The 16,215-nt window shown below is 73.1% G+C and carries 14 protein-coding genes; 5 read left to right on the top strand and 9 right to left on the bottom strand.

What is annotated here, in order from left to right:
- Positions 1-41 precede the first annotated feature (41 nt).
- Complete coding sequence (locus ABTZ54_RS25075; protein ID WP_351667098.1) at positions 42-1,160, bottom strand: ADP-ribosylglycohydrolase family protein; 1,119 nt, start codon at positions 1,158-1,160, stop codon at positions 42-44.
- A gap of 156 nt (positions 1,161-1,316) precedes the next feature.
- Between ABTZ54_RS25075 and ABTZ54_RS25070 the strand changes: the two genes are divergently transcribed.
- On the top strand, positions 1,317-2,381 hold the full coding sequence (locus ABTZ54_RS25070) for a tyrosine-protein phosphatase (RefSeq protein ID WP_351667096.1): 1,065 nt from the start codon (positions 1,317-1,319) through the stop codon (positions 2,379-2,381).
- A 9-nt stretch (positions 2,382-2,390) separates the two neighbouring features.
- Here the strand turns inward: ABTZ54_RS25070 and ABTZ54_RS25065 are convergent, their stop codons facing one another.
- The 3 genes from ABTZ54_RS25065 to ABTZ54_RS25055 form a co-directional block, all read right to left on the bottom strand.
- The gene (locus ABTZ54_RS25065) at positions 2,391-4,982 is read right to left on the bottom strand and encodes a bifunctional FO biosynthesis protein CofGH (protein ID WP_351667094.1); all 2,592 of its coding nucleotides are present in this window, start codon (positions 4,980-4,982) and stop codon (positions 2,391-2,393) included.
- A gap of 99 nt (positions 4,983-5,081) precedes the next feature.
- A complete protein-coding gene (locus ABTZ54_RS25060; protein ID WP_351667092.1) occupies positions 5,082-5,543 on the bottom strand; it encodes a prevent-host-death family protein in 462 nt (153 codons plus the stop codon).
- 51 nt (positions 5,544-5,594) lie between these two features.
- On the bottom strand, positions 5,595-6,425 hold the full coding sequence (locus ABTZ54_RS25055; RefSeq protein WP_351667090.1) for a TIGR03619 family F420-dependent LLM class oxidoreductase: 831 nt from the start codon (positions 6,423-6,425) through the stop codon (positions 5,595-5,597).
- A gap of 134 nt (positions 6,426-6,559) precedes the next feature.
- On the opposite strand from ABTZ54_RS25055, the gene ABTZ54_RS25050 reads away from it, so the two are divergent.
- Positions 6,560-8,050 (top strand): CehA/McbA family metallohydrolase, encoded by a 1,491-nt coding sequence (locus ABTZ54_RS25050; RefSeq protein WP_351667088.1) that lies wholly within the window; start codon positions 6,560-6,562, stop codon positions 8,048-8,050.
- On the opposite strand, the gene ABTZ54_RS25045 is transcribed toward ABTZ54_RS25050, so the two are convergent.
- Positions 8,031-8,564: a GNAT family N-acetyltransferase gene (locus ABTZ54_RS25045; RefSeq protein WP_351667086.1), complete on the bottom strand. Its 534-nt coding sequence runs from the start codon at positions 8,562-8,564 to the stop codon at positions 8,031-8,033. The genes ABTZ54_RS25050 and ABTZ54_RS25045 overlap by 20 nt on opposite strands.
- 53 nt (positions 8,565-8,617) lie before the next feature.
- Here ABTZ54_RS25045 and ABTZ54_RS25040 point away from each other — a divergent pair, with 53 nt between their 5' ends.
- Both ABTZ54_RS25040 and ABTZ54_RS25035 read left to right on the top strand, forming a co-directional pair.
- Complete coding sequence (locus tag ABTZ54_RS25040) at positions 8,618-9,385, top strand: GNAT family N-acetyltransferase (protein ID WP_351667084.1); 768 nt, start codon at positions 8,618-8,620, stop codon at positions 9,383-9,385.
- Between the two features lie 109 nt (positions 9,386-9,494).
- Positions 9,495-9,962 (top strand): carboxymuconolactone decarboxylase family protein, encoded by a 468-nt coding sequence (locus tag ABTZ54_RS25035; RefSeq protein ID WP_351667082.1) that lies wholly within the window; start codon positions 9,495-9,497, stop codon positions 9,960-9,962.
- On the opposite strand, the gene ABTZ54_RS25030 is transcribed toward ABTZ54_RS25035, so the two are convergent.
- Positions 9,928-10,428, bottom strand: a complete 501-nt coding sequence (locus ABTZ54_RS25030) for a GNAT family N-acetyltransferase (protein ID WP_351667080.1) — start codon at positions 10,426-10,428, stop codon at positions 9,928-9,930. The genes ABTZ54_RS25035 and ABTZ54_RS25030 overlap by 35 nt on opposite strands.
- 100 nt (positions 10,429-10,528) lie before the next feature.
- On the opposite strand from ABTZ54_RS25030, the gene ABTZ54_RS25025 reads away from it, so the two are divergent.
- Positions 10,529-10,744 (top strand): hypothetical protein, encoded by a 216-nt coding sequence (locus ABTZ54_RS25025; protein WP_351667078.1) that lies wholly within the window; start codon positions 10,529-10,531, stop codon positions 10,742-10,744.
- 120 nt (positions 10,745-10,864) lie between these two features.
- On the opposite strand, the gene ABTZ54_RS25020 is transcribed toward ABTZ54_RS25025, so the two are convergent.
- The 3 genes from ABTZ54_RS25020 to ABTZ54_RS25010 all read right to left on the bottom strand — a co-directional run bounded on the left by ABTZ54_RS25020 (position 10,865) and on the right by ABTZ54_RS25010 (position 15,927).
- Positions 10,865-12,430, bottom strand: a complete 1,566-nt coding sequence (locus ABTZ54_RS25020; protein WP_351667076.1) for an APC family permease — start codon at positions 12,428-12,430, stop codon at positions 10,865-10,867.
- Between the two features lie 294 nt (positions 12,431-12,724).
- The gene (locus ABTZ54_RS25015) at positions 12,725-14,191 is read right to left on the bottom strand and encodes an aldehyde dehydrogenase family protein (RefSeq protein ID WP_351667074.1); all 1,467 of its coding nucleotides are present in this window, start codon (positions 14,189-14,191) and stop codon (positions 12,725-12,727) included.
- A complete protein-coding gene (locus ABTZ54_RS25010) occupies positions 14,188-15,927 on the bottom strand; it encodes an N-acyl-D-amino-acid deacylase family protein (RefSeq protein ID WP_351667072.1) in 1,740 nt (579 codons plus the stop codon). The genes ABTZ54_RS25015 and ABTZ54_RS25010 overlap by 4 nt, the downstream gene beginning before the upstream one ends.
- Positions 15,928-16,215: the final 288 nt, after the last annotated feature.

Below are 16,215 nucleotides of genomic sequence, written 5' to 3'. Positions count from 1 at the left end.
GAAGCCCCGGCGCCCGAAGCCCCGCCACCCCATCGGCCCCCTCAGCCCCTCGGATACCGCGCCAGCCACCCCGGAGCCGCGTCGGTGGGCCCGTGCAGGGCCGTGCCCTGGGTCATCTCCATCGCGAAGTCGTCCGCCAGTTCCAGGATCGTCGCGCGGCCCTCCAGGCCGGTCAGCCAGGCCGGTGGGAGGGCCGTCTCGCCGTGCAGGGCGCCGAGCAGCGCGCCGGTCAGGGCGCCGGTCGCCGCGGACGGGCCGTCGTGGTTGACCGCCAGGCGCAGGCCGTGCCGGACGTCCTCGCCGACCGAGGCGCAGTACACGGCGGCCGCCAGCTGCCCCTCCGCCCGGTCCTGCGCCGCCCCGAGCGCGGCCACCCGCTCCGCGTCCGGGGTCCCCTGGCGTACGGCGGCCAGCGCGGCCTCCAGGGCCTCGGTCACCGGCTCGTGGCCGGGGCGCGCGGCGAGCTGCTCCAGCGCGGTGCGGACGGCGCCCTCGACGCCGTCGCCGCGGGCCACGCCGTGCACGGCGACCGCGAGGGCGCCGGCGGCCAGATATCCGGCCGGGTCGCCGTGCGTCTGCGCCGCGCACTCCACCGCGAGCTGGCAGACCAGCTGCGGCTCCCAGCCGACGAGCAGCCCGAAGGGCGCCGAGCGGACCAGGGCGCCGGAGTCCGCCGCGCCGGGGTTCTTCGGCCGGTCCAGGGTGCCGAGCACCTCGTCCCCGAGGCCCGTCAGACAGGCCCTGGCCGGGTCCCGGCGGACGTACAGCCACTCCTCGCGGGCCAGCCAGCCCAGGTCGGGGCGCCGCTCGTCGGGGCCCCAGTCGCGCTGCGTCGCCGCCCAGCGCAGGTGCGCCCGGTGCACGTCGGTGGGCGGGTGCCAGGCGCCGGTGTCGCGGCGGACCTGGGCGCGGATGAGGCCGTCCACGGTGAACAGGGCCATCTGCGTGGCGGCCGTGACGGCGCCGTGCCTCCCGTACGCGGGGACCGGCTCGGTCAGGCCCTCCGGGCCGTGGGCCTCGCGGAGTGCGGCGAGCGTGCGCCCGGCCGCCCCGGCGCCGAACGCGTCGCCCACGGCGCCGCCGAGCAGACAGCCGCGGACCCGGGACCGGAAGTCCTGCTGTTCGGTGCGGCCCCACACGGCCGCGGCTGTGGTGGTCACGTCGCGCCCTCCCCCGGTCAGCAGCTTCTGGTCCAGCACTGTAATAGACCGGATGCGCTCGTTCGGGGTGCAGAGCGTTATGTGATCCGACGCCTGTCAGTCCACTTTTGCGCGCAGTTCACCGGAAGTTGGCCCCCGGCCAGAACCATCCGCGCCATGAACACCGTGACACGAGTCAAGACCTCCTCCGCGGCCCTGGCCGCCGCCGCGCTCCTGGTCGGTCTCGCCGCCCCCACCGCCGCCGCGCACGGCCACGCGCAGCACTCCCGCATCGCCATCCCCTTCACCGCCGCGACCGTCACCGAGAACCCCGGCGGCACCTTCACCGTCACCTGGGACGCCCCCGGCACCCGCGCCGTCGCCGTCCGCACCGACGGCCGCACGGTCGCCCGCGGCGGCTCCTCCGGCAGCGTCACCGTCTCCGGGCTGCCCTCCGCCGACCGCCGCTGGTTCGACCTGGTCCCCGAGCGGGGCGGCTCGCTGCACCTGGCCGACCGGCTGATCCGCCTCCAGGGCACGGTCAACTTCCGTGACGCGGGCGGCTACCGCACCCGCGACGGGCACTGGGTGAAGATGGGCGAGGTCTACCGCTCCGACGCCCTCGACAAGGCGACCCCCGCCGACCTCGCCAAGCTGGAGCGCCTCGGCATACGCACCGTCTTCGACCTGCGCATGGAGTCCGAGCGCTCGGCCGCCCCCGACCGCGTACCGGCCGGGGCGCGCTACGCCGTCGCCGACGTCCTCGCGGGCACCGGCACCTTCGCCACGCTGCCCAAGTCCCCGGCCGAGGCCGAGAACATGATGGTCACGGGCAACCGCTTCATGGTCAGCGGCGACACCGCGAAGGCCGCGTACGGCACGGTCTTCGACACCCTCGGCGACGGCGGCGTCCTCTTCCACTGCACCGCAGGCAAGGACCGCACCGGCTGGGCCGACGCCGCGCTGCTCACCGCGCTCGGCGTCCCCGAGGAGACGGTCATGGCCGACTACCTCGCCAGCAACACCTACCGGGCCGCCGCCAACGAGGCCGTCCTGTCCCACCTGCCTCCGCAGCAGGCCGCCGTCTACAAGCCGCTGCTCGACGTCCGCCCGGAGTACCTGAACGCCAGCCTCGACGAGGTGGAGCGGGAGTACGGCTCCTTCCGCGCGTATCTGCGCCAGGGCCTGGGCGTCGACCACCAGGAGCTCAAGGAGCTGAAGCGCGAGCTCCTGGTGGGCTGACCCTCCCCGCTACTCCTGGACGAGCGGCAGCAGCTCCGGCAGATGCCCGTCCGAGGCGCGGGCGGTGCGCTGCCGCTCCTCGGGCACCTCCCCGTACAGCGTCGTGCGGGGCTTGGCCGGGCGGCCCGCGCTCTCGGCGATGGCCTCCAGGTCGCGGATGGAGCGGTACGAGCCGTAACTCGACCCCGCCATACGGGAGATGGTCTCCTCCATGAGGGTGCCGCCGAGGTCGTTGGCGCCCGAGCGGAGCATCTCCGCCGCGCCCTCGGTGCCCAGCTTCACCCAGCTGGTCTGGATGTTGGGGATGTGCGGGTGGAGCAGCAGCCGGGCCATCGCGATGACGGCCCGGTTGTCGCGGACCGTCGGGCCGGGGCGGGCGATCCCCGCCAGGTAGACGGGCGCGTTGGTGTGGATGAACGGCAGCGTCACGAACTCCGTGAAGCCACCAGTCTCCTGCTGGATGCGGGAGAGCGTGCGGAAGTGCCCGAGCCAGTGCCGGGGCTGGTCGACATGCCCGTACATCATCGTGGACGAGGAGCGGATGCCCAGCTCGTGCGCGGTGGTGATCACCTCGATCCAGGTGGCCGTGGGCAGCTTGCCCTTGGTGAGCACCCAGCGGACCTCGTCGTCGAGGATCTCGGCGGCGGTGCCGGGGATCGAGTCGAGCCCGGCCTCCTTGGCGGCGGTCAGCCACTCCCGGATCGACAGGCCGGTGCGGGAGGCTCCGTTGACGACCTCCATCGGGGAGAAGGCGTGCACGTGCATGCCGGGGACGCGTTCCTTCACGGCCCGCGCGATGTCGAAGTACGCGGTGCCCGGCAGGTCCGGGTGGATGCCGCCCTGCATGCACACCTCGACCGCGCCGACCTCCCAGGCCTGCTGGGCGCGGTCGGCGACCTGGTCGAGGGAGAGGGTGTACGCGTCGGCGTCGGTGCGGCGCTGGGCGAAGGCGCAGAAACGGCAGCCGGTGTAGCAGACGTTGGTGAAGTTGATGTTCCGCGTGACGATGTACGTGACGTCGTCGCCGACCACGGCACGGCGGACGTCGTCGGCGATCCGGGTCAGCGCGTCGAGGGCGGGCCCGTCGGCGTGCAGCAGCGCCAGGGCCTGGGCGTCGGTGAGCCGGGTCGGGTCGTCGGCGGCGACGGCGAGGGCCTCCCGCACGTCGGTGTCGATCCGCTGCGGCACCATGCCGGGCGCGGCGGCCTCGCGCAGCGCCTCCCAGTCCCCGTACACCTCGTCGAAGTCCTGGCGGCGGTCGCCGGTGCGGCCCTCGGTGTCGATGGTGCGGTGCAGGTCGGTGCGGCCGGCGCCGGTGAAGGCCTCGTCGGGCTCCTGCCAGGGGAGGCCGCGGACGGGGGCGTCGGGGTTGGCGAGACCGGTCTCGGGGTCGGCGAGGGCCCGCACGTGCGGGAGCAGCCGGGGGTCGAGCCAGGGCTCGCCGCGCCGCACGAACTCGGGGTACACGCAGAGCCGTTCGCGCAGCTCGAAGCCGACGGCGGCGGACCGTTCCGCCAGCTCCTCGATCTGCGGCCAGGGCCGCTCGGGGTTGACGTGGTCGATGGTGAGCGGGGAGACGCCGCCCCAGTCGTCGATGCCGGCCTCGATCAGGCGCTCGTACTCGGCGTCCACCAGATTCGGCGGCGCCTGGAGGCAGGCGCTCGGCCCCATGATGAGGCGGGCGACGGCGACCGTGGCGACCAGGTCGTCGAGTTCGGCGTCGGGCATGCCGCGCATCGCCGTGTCCGGCTTGGCGCGGAAGTTCTGGATGATCAGCTCCTGGACACCGTGGTAGGCGCGGGCGATCCGGCGCAGCGCGAACAGCGAGTCGGCCCGCTCCTCGTACGTCTCGCCGATCCCGAGGAGCAGCCCCGAGGTGAACGGCACCGACGACCGCCCGGCATCCTCAAGCACCCGGAGCCGGACCGCGGGCTCCTTGTCGGGCGACCCGTAGTGCGGCCCGCCCGGCTCGCTCCACAGCCGCTCGGCGGTGGTCTCCAGCATCATCCCCATGCTGGGGGCGACGGGCTTGAGCCGCTGGAAGTCCGTCCAGGACAGCACCCCCGGGTTGAGGTGCGGCAGCAGTCCGGTCTCCTCCAGGATCCGGATGGCCATGGCCCGTACGTACGCGATGGTGTCGTCGTAGCCGTGCGCGTCCAGCCACTCGCGGGCCTCGGGCCAGCGGTCCTCCGGCTTGTCGCCGAGGGTGATCAGCGCTTCCTTGCAGCCGAGTTCGGCGCCGCGGCGGGCGATGTCGAGGACCTCGTCGGGCGTCATGAACATCCCGTGGCCGTCCCGGCGCAGCTTGCCGGGGACGGTCGCGAAGGTGCAGTAGTGGCACTTGTCGCGGCAGAGCCGGGTGAGCGGTATGAACACGCTCTTCGAGTACGTGACGACCCCGGCCCGCCCGGCCGCCGCGAGCCCGGCGTCCCGCACCCGCCCCGCCACCCCGACCAGCTCCGCGAGATCCCCCCCGCGCGCCTGCAACAGCACCACGGCCTCTGCGACATCGAGCGCGACCCCGTCCCTGGCCCGCCTGAGGGCGCGGCGCATCGCGTTCTCGGTGGGGGCTGCGGGGCGTTGTGCCTGGTGATCCGTCATGGAGGGAGCATACGAGCGGTCCCGCCGGGCGGACATGGGTCTCCCCCACGACGTGGGGTCAGTCGGTGTCCTTCGGGTGGCGGGGCGCCGCGTACGGTGTCACGGGGCGGTCACCTCGCCGTGGTCCTCGTCGGGGAGGGCGCGGGTGAGCTGGGCGGTGAGGGCCGGGTCGGCGAGGACGCGGGCCGTCGCACGCCATTCCACGATCGTGCGGTGGAGGGTGGCGTGGACGTCCAACTGGGCCGCGTCGTGCGTCGCGTCCACGAGGTCCCCGACGAACTCCCGCAGCTCCTCCGGGGACAGGTGGCGCACCCACGGGAAGACCGAGGGTAGGGCGCGCCCTATGACCCGGGCACCGTCGTCGGCCGTGAGCAGCGCCGCGAGCAGCTTCGCGGTGACGTCCGCGGTCTCCTCGCGGTCCTGGTCGTAGCTGGCGGTGGTCAGGTAGAGGTCCTGGCCGTCGCGGCGGGTGACGAGCAGGCGGTATGCCCTGTCGAGCCTTTCGGCGACCCGCTTCGAGTTCTTGGAGAGCTCGGAGAAGGAGACAGTGGGGGTCAGCATGGACCGACCACACTTCGGAACGTATTCCGAAGTCAATGCCTCGTCAATCGCTCACAGGTACGCGGCGAACCCGTCCAGCGCCCGCAGCACCTCGCCCTCCTCCCCCGGCGGGAGCTGCACCACGACCTCCTCGCAGCCCAGGTCCGCGTAGTGGGCCAGCTTGCCGGGGTTGGGGTGGATCGCGAAGGGGACGACCTGGAGGGTCTTCGGGGCGCGGCCGGCCCGTTCCCATGTCTCGCGGAGGACCGGGAGGGTCTGGGTGAGGCCGCGGCCGCCGATGGGCATCCAGCCGTCGGCGTAGTCGGCGATGTGCGCGAAGAGCTTCGGGCCCGCCGCCCCGCCCACGAGCGTGCGGGGGGCGCCGCCCGCGGGCTTGGGCCAGGCGTGCGAGGCGCGCACCGAGAGGCCCGAGGGACCGGCGTACGCGGTGGGTTCCGGGGCCCACAGGGCCCGCATCAGGTGCATGGCCTCGCGGGTGCGTTCCCGGCGGGTGGACCAGGCGACACCGTGGTCGTCGGCCTCCTCCCGGTTCCACCCGAAGCCGACGCCGAGCGTGAAGCGCCCGCCGGAGAGGTGGTCGAGGGTGGCGATCCGCTTCGCGAGGGAGATCGGGTCGTGCTCGGTGACCAGGGTGACGCCGGTGCCGAGCAGCAGCCGCTCGGTGACGGCGGCGGCCTGGCCGAGCGCGACGAAGGGGTCCAGGACCCGCCCGTACTCCGGCGGCAGTGGGCCGCCGGCCGGGTACGGGGTGGTCCGCTCGGTGGGGATGTGGGTGTGCTCGGGCAGGTAGAGCCCGGCGTAGCCGCGCTGTTCCAGCTCGCGGGCGAGCCGCACGGGGGTGATGGTCTCGTCGGTCAGGAAGATCGTGGTCGAGATCCGCATGACGGCACGGTAGGGGGTACGGGGCGGAATTCCGAGGGGTGCGGGGCGGCGGTCCCCCGACGGCGTGGTCGGTCGGAGTTCGTGGTGGGCCGGTGGTGTGTTGTTTCGGCGTTCATCGGGCTGGAGGACAGTCCATGGGTATGACGGAGACCAGCAGGCGTGCGGTGCTCGTGACGGGCGCGGCGGGCGCGCTTACCTTGGGGAGCGTGAGTTTCGCGCGGGCCGACAGCGGTGAGCTCAGCCGTACCGTGAGCGGGAGGCTTCCGCCGGGAGCGCCCGACTACGTGTACCTGCCGGTCGAGCTGCCGCGTGGGGTGTGCGAGCTGCGGGTCGCGTACTCCTATGAGCGGCCCGGTGTGCCCGCCGGGACGCCGGGCAACGCCCTCGACATCGGGCTGTTCGACCAGCGTGGCACCGCGCTCGGCGGGCGGGGGTTCCGGGGCTGGTCGGGCGGGGCCCGGGCGGAGTTCTTCGTGCGGGGGGACGACGCCACGCCCGGGTACGTCGCGGGGCCCCTGCGGGCCGGCACCTGGCATGTCGTGCTCGCTCCGTACACGGTCGCCCCGCAGGGGCTCGCGTACACGGTGACCGTGACCCTGCGGCTCGGGCCCGACGCCCCCGCCGTCGCCCCGGCCTACCCGCCGGAGCGGGCGCGCGGGCGCGGCCGGGCCTGGTACCGGGGCGACTGCCACCTGCACACCGTGTACTCGGACGGGCGCCGCACCCCCGCCGAGGTCGCCGCGCTGGCCCGGGCCGCCGGGCTCGACTTCCTGACCACCACCGAGCACAACACCCACGCCGGGCACGGCGCGTGGGCCGGTCTCGCCGGGGACGACCTGCTCGTCCTGCTCGGCGAGGAGGTCACCACCCGCAACGGGCACGTCCTCGCCCTCGGCACCGACCCCGGCACCTTCGTCGACTGGCGCTACCGGGCCAGGGAGAACCGTTTCGCCCACTTCGCCCGCGAGATCCGCCGCTCCGGCGGCCTCGTCGTCCCCGCCCACCCGCAGGCCACCTGCATCGGCTGCGCCTGGAAGTTCGGCTTCGGCGACGCGGACGCGGTCGAGGTGTGGAACGGCCCCTACACCCCGGACGACGAGATCGCCCTGGCCGGCTGGGACGCGGCCCTGGCGCGCGGGCGCTGGACCCCCGCGATGGGCAACAGCGACGCCCACCGCGATCCCGACCGGGTCGGCACCCCGCAGACCGTGGTCCTCGCGGAGGAGCTGAGCCGGGCGGCGGTCCTGGACGGGCTGCGAGCGGGGCGGAGTTACGTCGCCGAGTCCTCCTCGGTCTCCGTCGACTTCACCGTCGCCGACGGGCGCGGACGCGTCGCCGGGATCGGCGAGCGGCTCGACGTCCCCGCCGACGCGCCCGTCACCGCCCGGCTCCGCGTCACCGGCGCCCCGCCCGGCGGCACCCTCCGGCTCGTCACGGACCAGGGCGTCCTGCACACCGCGCGGGACACCGACACCACCGAGTGGACTACGACCGCCGCCTACGCCACCTACGTACGGGCGGAGGTCCGGCATCCGGCCGGCTCACCGCCCCTGCCGGGGGCGCTCGCCGCCTTCACCAATCCGGTCTTCCTCGGGCCTCAGCAGGTCAGGCGCGGTACTCCGTGAGGTCGATCGAGTGGATCGTGAGCGCGTGCCCGAACTCCGGGTGCGTGGTCTCCCGCTCCGGGGTCATGCCCAGCTTCCGCATCACGTTCTGCGAGGCCGTGTTGCCGGGCCGGGAGATGCTGATGACCCGGTCCAGGCCCCGGTCCTGGAGGGCGAACTCCAGGGCCGCGTGCGCGGCCTCCGAGGCGTAACCCTGGCCCCAGAACTGGCGCCCGAGCCGCCAGCCGATCTCCACCTCGTGCTCCGCCTCCGGCAGGAAGTGCGGCACCGAGAGGCCCGTGAAGCCGATCAGCTCGCCGGAACCGAGGAGCTCGACGGCGAAGAGCCCGAAGCCCTCCTCGTCCCACTCCTCCTCCCAGTGCTCGATCCCCTCGGCCGTCCGCTCCAGGTCCCGCACGGAGCCGTCGCCGATCCAGCGCATGACCTCCGGGTCGGCGTTGATCTCGGCCATGGGGACGAGGTCGTCGTCGGTCCAGCGGCGCAGGAGGAGGCGGGGGGTGAGGATCTCGGTCATGGGTCCATCATCGCGCGCGGGCGGCCGGGACATGTACCTGCATCCTTGTGCCCATGCTGAAGCTGATCGAGTCCTATTACGACGCCGTCCCCCGGTCCGCCGCCCGCGCCGAGGAGCACGGGCCGCTGACCCTCTTCGTACGGGACGGGGAAGGCTGGCCGTATTACGCGCGGCCCGCGCTCGGCCACCTCGGCGAGGTGCCCCCGGCGGCGGTGGAGCGGGTACGGGCCCGGCAGCGGGAGCTGGGGGCGCCCGAGGCGTTCGAGTGGGTGGCGGAGACGACGCCGGGGCTGCGGGCGGCGGTCGAGGCGAGCGGGCTGGTCGTCCACGCGCATCCGCTGATGGTGCTCGACGGGCGGGCGGAGGAGCTGCCCGCGCTTCCGGAAGGGTGCGTCGTACGTATGGTCGGCGCCGACGACCCGGCCCTGGAGAGTGCCGTCGCCGCCCCGTACGCCGCCTTCGGCGCGACGCCCTCGCCCGGTGCCGCCGAGCAGGTCCGGGAGCGGATCGCGGCGGGCCTGACCCGTCTCGCGGCGGCCTTCGACGCGTCCGGGACCGCCCTCGCGGCCGGGCAGCACCAGCCGGTCGGCGCGGTCTCGGAGGTCGTCGGCGTCGGCACCCGCCCGGAGGCGCGGCGCCGGGGGCTCGGTCTCGCGGTCACGGCGGCGCTGGTCGCGGACGCGCGCGGGGCGGGCGTGACGACCGTGTTCCTGAGCGCCACGGACGGGACGGTGGCCCGGATGTACGCCCGGCTCGGCTTCCGCACGATCGCGACCGCGCTCATCGCCGAACCGGCGGAGGAGGCCGCTCCGGAGAAGTGATTCGAAAAAACCTCCCCGAGGCTGTCACATCCTCGTCGTGCGATCCGTCAGTGCTGTGAAGGCGACGCGAGACCAAGGAAGTCGCCCCAGACGGACCGAGGAGCGGACCATGCAGCACGAGATCAAGCCCCGGATGGCCAACCCCGCCCACCTGCTCCCCGACGCCGGCCCGGCGATCATGGAGCTGCTGAAGGCCACCCGCCAGGGCGGCGTCCCGGAGTCCACCCTGGAGCTCGTGCACCTGCGGGCCAGCCAGATCAACAACTGCGGGTTCTGTGTCGACTTCGGGGCGAAGAGCGCCCGGAAGAACGGCGTCAGCGACGAGAAGCTGTTCTCGGTCGCCGCCTGGCGCGAGGCGCCGTACTTCTCCGACGAGGAGCGGGCCGCGCTCGCCCTCGCCGAGGCGGCGACCCGGCTGGCCGACAGTTCGGACGCCGTGCCGGACGCCGTGTGGGACGCGGCGGCCGACCACTACGACGAGAAGCAGCTCGCCTCGATCATCCTGATGGTCGGCGTCACCAACCTCTTCAACCGGATCAACGTCACGACCCGGCAGCCGGCCGGCGCGTCGTTCTGAGCACCGGCTCCCGCACCATCCGCACGTCGATCGGGTCCTCGGACTCGACCGTGAAACCCGCCCGCTCGTAGAGCCGCCGCGCCGCGCTGCCCTGGACCACGGTCAGCCGGACCGGGACGCCCTCGGCGTCCGCCCGGTCGAGCAGCGTGCCGAGCACCGCCGTCCCGAGGCCCCTCCCCTGGGCCTCGGGGGCGAGGTAGAAGTGGGCCAGATAGCGGCCGGGGCCGTGCGGGTACGGCCCGAAGGCCACGCAGCCCGCGAAGGCGCCGTCCAGTTCGACGACCGAGGTGTGCTCGGTGCGGAACTCGTCCCGCAGCCGCTCGCGCACCCGGTGCTCGTCGTAGCGGCCCAGACGCACCAGGTCGTCCCGCATCACGACGGCCTTCAGCTCGGCGACGGGCTCCACGTCCGCCGCCCGCGCGGGGCGTATCAGCCAGCCCGCTTCCCGATCCGTTTCCGTCTGCACGGGCGCATCCTAAGGAGAGCTCCATGACCACCGCCCGCATGTCCGACCAGCCGGGGGGACGGGCGCGTAACCGGACCCTCCCCGTCCGCGTTGAGCGGGCATGAAGAAGATCCTCACCGCAGTCACGCTCACCGGGCTCGCCGTGGCGGGCGGGCTCGCCGCCGCCGGGAGTGCCGCCGCCGACACCGGGGGCGCCAACCTTCCCTCCGTCGTCCCGCTAAGCGGCGTCCTGATGCCCCAGGGCAAGGGGCCGGTCCCCGCCGCGATGCCCGGTGCCAACAAGCTGGTGTCGGGGCTGCTGCCCGGCGGGCACTGAGCACCGGGCAGTACCGGCAGTACCGAGCGGCACCGGCAGTACCGGGAACGACGAAGGTGGCGGGACCCCCCACGGGCCCGCCACCTCGTCGTTTCCGTCAGCCGACGGGCGCGGAGTCCATCAGTCCGCGACCACCAGCGACGGGGTCTCCTTGGTGAGCACCTCGCCGCGGAAGAACGCGGGGCTGCGGCGCTGCATCACCAGCATGATCACCACGCCGAGCAGCAGCAGCCCGACGCCGATGACGAAGACGGAGCCGACGCCGAAGACCGCGGAGCCGGAGCCGTAGGCCGGGTCCCACATGTCGTACAGCGTCTTGGCGAAGACGGCGGTCAGCATCAGGCCGCCGAGGGCCGGAAGCAGGCCCTTGAAGGCGAAGTCGCGGGCCGAGCGGAACAGCTCGCCGCGGAAGTACCAGACGCAGGCGAAGGCCGTCAGCGCGTAGTAGAAGCAGATCATCAGGCCGAGCGCGTAGATCGTGTCGACCAGGACGTGCTCGCTGACCAGGGTCATCACCGTGTAGAAGACGCCGGTGGCGACGCCGGCGACGATGGTCGCCTTGCCGGGGGTCTTGAAGACCGGGTGGACCTTGGTGAAGGACTTCGGCAGGGCCTCGTAGGTGGACATGGCCAGGACCGTGCGGGCGACCGGGATGAAGGTCGTCTGGAGGCTGGCGGCGGCCGAGGCGAGCACCGCGACGAAGAGCAGGATGCCGAGGGCGGGGCCCATGACGGGTCCGGCCAGGGCGGCGAAGACGTTGTCGGAGGTCTCCGGGTTGGCGAGGCCGAGGCCCTTGTCGCCGGAGCCGACGGCCATCTGGGCGGCGATGCCGGTGGCCAGGTAGGAGGCGACCAGGACGACCATCGCGATGAGCGCGGCGCGGCCGGGGGTCTTCTCGCTGCCGGTGGTCTCCTCGTTGGTCGCCATGCAGGCGTCCCAGCCCCAGTACATGAAGATCGACAGGGAGAGTCCGGCGGTGAACGCGGCGAAGGACTGGACCGCGAAGGGGTTCATCCAGGACCAGGAGAAGTCGACCGAGGTCTCGAAGGAGCCGGCCTTCGACAGCGCCATCGCCACGAAGAGGCCGAGGACGACGAGCTGGAGGCCGACGAGGGTGTACTGGAGGCCCTTGGTGGCGGTCATGCCGCGGTAGCTGATCGCGGTGGCGGTGGCGATCAGGGCGAGGCAGGTGGCGATGTGGACGGCCTTGTTGTCGTCCAGGGCGGCGATCGAGGGGTTGTTGGTGACCTCCCCGGCGAGCAGCCAGAAGTAGGAGGTCGCGACGCCCGCCAGGTTGGACAGGACGATGATCGTCGCGATGACCAGGCCCCAGCCGCACATCCAGCCCACCTTCGGGCCGAAGGCCTTCACCGTCCAGGTGAAGGAGGTGCCGCAGTCGGGCATGACCTTGTTCAGCTCGCGGTACGCGAACGCGACGAGCAGCATCGGCAGGAAGCCCGCGAGGAAGATCGCGGGCATCTGGAGGCCGACCTCGCCGGCGGTGGAGCCGAGGGTCGAGGTGAGGCAGTAGACCGGGGCGACGGTGGAGATGCCGATGACGGCGCTGCCGAGCAGGCCCACGGAGTTGCCGCCGAGGCCCTTGGTGCGCACGCCGTGGTCGCCACCCGCGGTCGCGGCGCCCCTTACCGTGTCTCCGGCCTGGGGCCGCACATCCACCTGAGTCATGAACAGGACGTTAAATGCTGCGGTTTCCACATCCGGAAGATCGAAGTCCGCTCATCTGATCGATCATCGCCTTGCATTGAGAGGTCGAATCCGGACAGCCGCCAATGATTGAAAGATCGACGACCGCACCGGACCGACCAACCGGTAGGTCCGGTGCGGGGTGTCCGATATGCGGGAACCGCAGCGCTGCCCTAAATGTCCGTTTTTAAAATTTCCCGAGGAATTTTCCGAAGGTTCCCGGACCGGTTCCCGGACAGGTTCCCGGACGGGTCCCCGGACAGGTCCTCGGAGGGCTCAGCCGGGCCAGACCACCGCCTGCGTCTCGCTGTACGCGTGCAGGGCGTACGAGCCGACGTCCCGCCCGACCCCGCTCTTCTTGAAGCCGCCGAACGGCGCCTCCATGTTCCGGCCGATGGTGTTCACCCCGACGCCGCCGGCCCGCAGCCGCGCCGCGACCCGGAAGGCGCGGGCCACGTCGCCGGACCACACGTAGTCGATCAGCCCGTAGTCGCTGTCGTTCGCGAGCGCGATGCCCTCCTCCTCGTCGTCGAAGGGGACCACCACGACCACCGGGCCGAAGATCTCCTCCCGCACCACCCGCATCTCGTTGGTGCAGTCCGCGAGCAGCGTCGGCGCCACGTAGAAGCCCCGGTCGAGCCCCGGTCCCGCCGGGCGCTCGCCGCCCGCCACCACCGTGGCCCCCTCCTTGCGGCCCAGCTCGACATAGGACTCGATCCGGTCCCGGTGGGCCGCCGAGATCACCGGGCCGACCACCGTGCCCCGCTGGGCCGGGTCGCCCACCTTCATGAAGGCGAGATAGCCGGTCAGCTTCTCGATCAGCGCGTCGTGGACCCCGCGCTGGACCAGGACCCGGGTCGGCGCGGTGCAGATCTGGCCGCTGTAGAAGGAGAAGGTCGTGCCGATCCCCATCACCGCGGAGTCCAGGTCGGCGTCGTCGAAGACCAGCGCCGCGCCCTTGCCGCCGAGCTCCATCAGCTGCCGCTTCAGGCCCCGGCCGCAGACCTCGCCGATCGCCTGGCCGACGGCCGTGGAGCCGGTGAAGGAGACCATGTCGACCTCCGGGGAGTCCACGGCGGCCTCGCCCACGGCCGGTGCGGAGCCCGTGACGAGGTTGACCACCCCCGCCGGGACGCCCGCCTCCGCCAGGGCGCGGACCATCGCGAACACCGACAGCGGGTCCTGCGGGGCGGGCTTCACCACGACCGTGTTGCCCATGGCGAGCGCCGGGGCGATCTTGCCGGCCGGGTTGGCCCAGGGGTTGTTGTACGAGGTGATGCAGGTGACCACGCCGACCGGGCGCCGCACCGCCACCGCCCCGAACACGCCCGCCTTGCCCATCGGGCCCGCCTCGTTGATCTGCGGCGGGAGCGCCTGCTCGACCGGCTCCAGGGCGCCGCGCGCGTACCGCCGGAAGCGCGAGGCGCCGACCGCGACCTGCATCCCGCGCGCGGTCGCGGTGGTCGCGCCGGTCTCCGCGCGGGCCAGCAGGGTGTTCGCCTCGGCGTCGCGGGCCATCAGGTCGGCGGCGCGGTCCAGGATCGCGGCCCGCTCCTCCGGCTTCGTCCGCGACCAGCCGTCGAAGGCCGCGCGGGCCGCCTGGGCCGCCTCGTACACCTGGGCCCGGGAGGCCTCCGGCGCGAGGCCGACGAGCTCCTCCGAGGCGGGGTCGATCACCTCGTAGTGGCCGCCGTCGGGCTCGGTCCACTCTCCCCCTATATAGAGCCGCTCCGTGATCGTCACCTGGTGCTCACCGTCCTCGTGTCGCGGCCCGAGCGCAGCACCCGGCCCGGAATGGCGCCCGTCACCTCGTCGTCGCGTACCGTCTCGACCCCGTTGACCCGCACCGACACGATGCCGACCGCCCGGGAGTCCAGGCGGGGGCTGTCGCCCGGCAGGTCGTGGACCAGGGTCGCCGGGCCCGCGTCGATCCGCTCGGGATCGAAGAGGACCAGGTCGGCGTGGTAGCCCTCGGCGATCCGGCCGCGCTCGCGCAGCCCGAAGAGCCGGGCGGGGTCGTCGCTGAGCATCTTCACCGCCTGCTCCAGCGGGACCAGCTTGCGGCCGCGCAGGCAGTCGCCCAGGAAGCGGGTGGTGTACGGCGCCCCGCACATCCGGTCCAGATGGGCGCCCGCGTCGGAGCCGCCGAGCAGTACGTCCTCGTGCCGCCAGGTCTCCTGGCGCAGCGCCCAGGAGGCCGGGTCGTTGTCGGTGGGCATCGGCCACAGGACGGTGCGGAGTTCGTCGTTGGCGCAGATCTCGACCAGGCACTGGAAGGCGTCCTGGCCGCGTTCGGCGGCGATGTCCTGCACGACCCGGCCGGTCAGGCCCTCGTTCTCGGCGCTGTACGTGTCGCCGACGACGTACCGCCCGAAGTGGGCGAGGCGCCGGAAGACGCCCGCCTCCTTGGAGTCGGCGCGCCGCAGCATCTCGGCCCGTACGGCGGGGTCGCGCAGCTTCTCGATCCGCTCGGGGACCGGCAGGGCGAGGATCTCGCCCCAGCCGGGGATGAGGTTGAGCGCGCAGAAGGTGCCGAGCGACATGTTCATCGGGGTGAGGATCGGCATGGTGAGGGCGACGATCCGGCCGCCGGACTTGCGGGCCCGCTCGGAGGCGAGGAGCTGGCGCGGGACGCGTTCGGGGACGGTGGCGTCGATGGTGAGGACGTTCCAGTTGAGCGGGCGTCCGGCGGCGGCGCTCATCTCGACGAAGAGGTCGATCTCGGCGTCGGAGAACTGGTCGAGGCAGCCCGCGAGGATCGCCTCGATCTGGGTGCCCTCGTGCTCGCCGACCGCCTTCGAGAGGGCGATGAGCTCGGCGGGCGTCGCGTGCCGGGAGGCGACGGGGGCGCCGTCGCCGTCGGAGTGGGTGGCGGACTGGGTGGTGGACAGGCCCCAGGCGCCGGCCTCCATCGCCTCTTTGAGGAGCGCGACCATGTGGGCGAGCTGCTCCTCGGTGGGCTGTCCGCCGACGGCGTCCGGGCCCATCACGTAGCGGCGCAGGGCGCAGTGGCCGACCATGAAGCCGGCGTTGACGGCGGTGCGGCCGTCTAGGGCGTCCAGGTACTCGGCGAAGGAGGACCAGCTCCAGTCGACGCCGTCCTCCAGGGCCTTGAGGGCCATGCCCTCGACCTTGGACATCATCCGGCGCGTGTAGTCGGCGTCCTCGGGGCGGTCCGGGTGGAGCGGGGCGAGGGTGAAGCCGCAGTTGCCGCCGGCGACGGTGGTGACGCCGTGGTTCATGGAGGGGGTGGCGTACGGGTCCCAGAAGAGCTGGGCGTCGTAGTGGGTGTGCGGGTCGACGAAGCCGGGGGCGAGGACGAGTCCGGTGGCGTCCTCGGTGCTCCGGGCCTCCTCGGCGATGGTGCCGGGCTCGGCGACGACTGCGATGCGTCCGTCGCGTATGCCGACGTCGGCGGTGAAGGCGGGGGTGCCGGTGCCGTCGACGACGGTGGCGCCCTCGATGAGGTGGTCGAGCATGACCGTCCTTTCTGGGAACACGGGCGCGCCCCGGTCGGGGGCCGGGCAGCCGGCCGCGGCTGCGGGTGCCTCCGGCCGGGGCCGGTACGGGACGACGATCCGGGAAGACGCCGCCCCGCGCTTGTACGGGCCTCGCCCCCGCCGCTGTGGGCAATCGTTCCGCTGGGGCGGAACGGGTGGGCACAACGGAACGGCGCCCCTTGCCGGGCCTAGGCTTCCGCGCCTGTAGCCCCGCCCCCTGTGCGCCGCACTTGTGGGTGCGGGTCAAGGCACTGGGAGCGGAGGCGC

Source organism: Streptomyces sp. NPDC094032 (genome assembly GCF_040303965.1).
Lineage (GTDB): Bacteria > Actinomycetota > Actinomycetes > Streptomycetales > Streptomycetaceae > Streptomyces.
Note: the sequence above shows the minus strand (reverse complement) of the source record. Positions and strands in the feature narration are given on the sequence as shown.

What these genes read in the sequence shown, in the direction of transcription:
- ABTZ54_RS25060 (WP_351667092.1), bottom strand. Translation starts at nt 5,543, where the DNA reads ATGCTGACCCCCACTGTCTCCTTCTCCGAGCTCTCCAAGAACTCGAAG.
- ABTZ54_RS25035 (WP_351667082.1), top strand. Translation starts at nt 9,495, where the DNA reads ATGCAGCACGAGATCAAGCCCCGGATGGCCAACCCCGCCCACCTGCTC.
- ABTZ54_RS25050 (WP_351667088.1), top strand. Translation starts at nt 6,560, where the DNA reads ATGGGTATGACGGAGACCAGCAGGCGTGCGGTGCTCGTGACGGGCGCG.
- ABTZ54_RS25010 (WP_351667072.1), bottom strand. Translation starts at nt 15,927, where the DNA reads ATGCTCGACCACCTCATCGAGGGCGCCACCGTCGTCGACGGCACCGGC.
- ABTZ54_RS25070 (WP_351667096.1), top strand. Translation starts at nt 1,317, where the DNA reads ATGAACACCGTGACACGAGTCAAGACCTCCTCCGCGGCCCTGGCCGCC.
- ABTZ54_RS25055 (WP_351667090.1), bottom strand. Translation starts at nt 6,425, where the DNA reads ATGCGGATCTCGACCACGATCTTCCTGACCGACGAGACCATCACCCCC.
- ABTZ54_RS25020 (WP_351667076.1), bottom strand. Translation starts at nt 12,430, where the DNA reads ATGACTCAGGTGGATGTGCGGCCCCAGGCCGGAGACACGGTAAGGGGC.
- ABTZ54_RS25065 (WP_351667094.1), bottom strand. Translation starts at nt 4,982, where the DNA reads ATGACGGATCACCAGGCACAACGCCCCGCAGCCCCCACCGAGAACGCG.
- ABTZ54_RS25040 (WP_351667084.1), top strand. Translation starts at nt 8,618, where the DNA reads ATGCTGAAGCTGATCGAGTCCTATTACGACGCCGTCCCCCGGTCCGCC.
- ABTZ54_RS25045 (WP_351667086.1), bottom strand. Translation starts at nt 8,564, where the DNA reads ATGACCGAGATCCTCACCCCCCGCCTCCTCCTGCGCCGCTGGACCGAC.
- ABTZ54_RS25025 (WP_351667078.1), top strand. Translation starts at nt 10,529, where the DNA reads ATGAAGAAGATCCTCACCGCAGTCACGCTCACCGGGCTCGCCGTGGCG.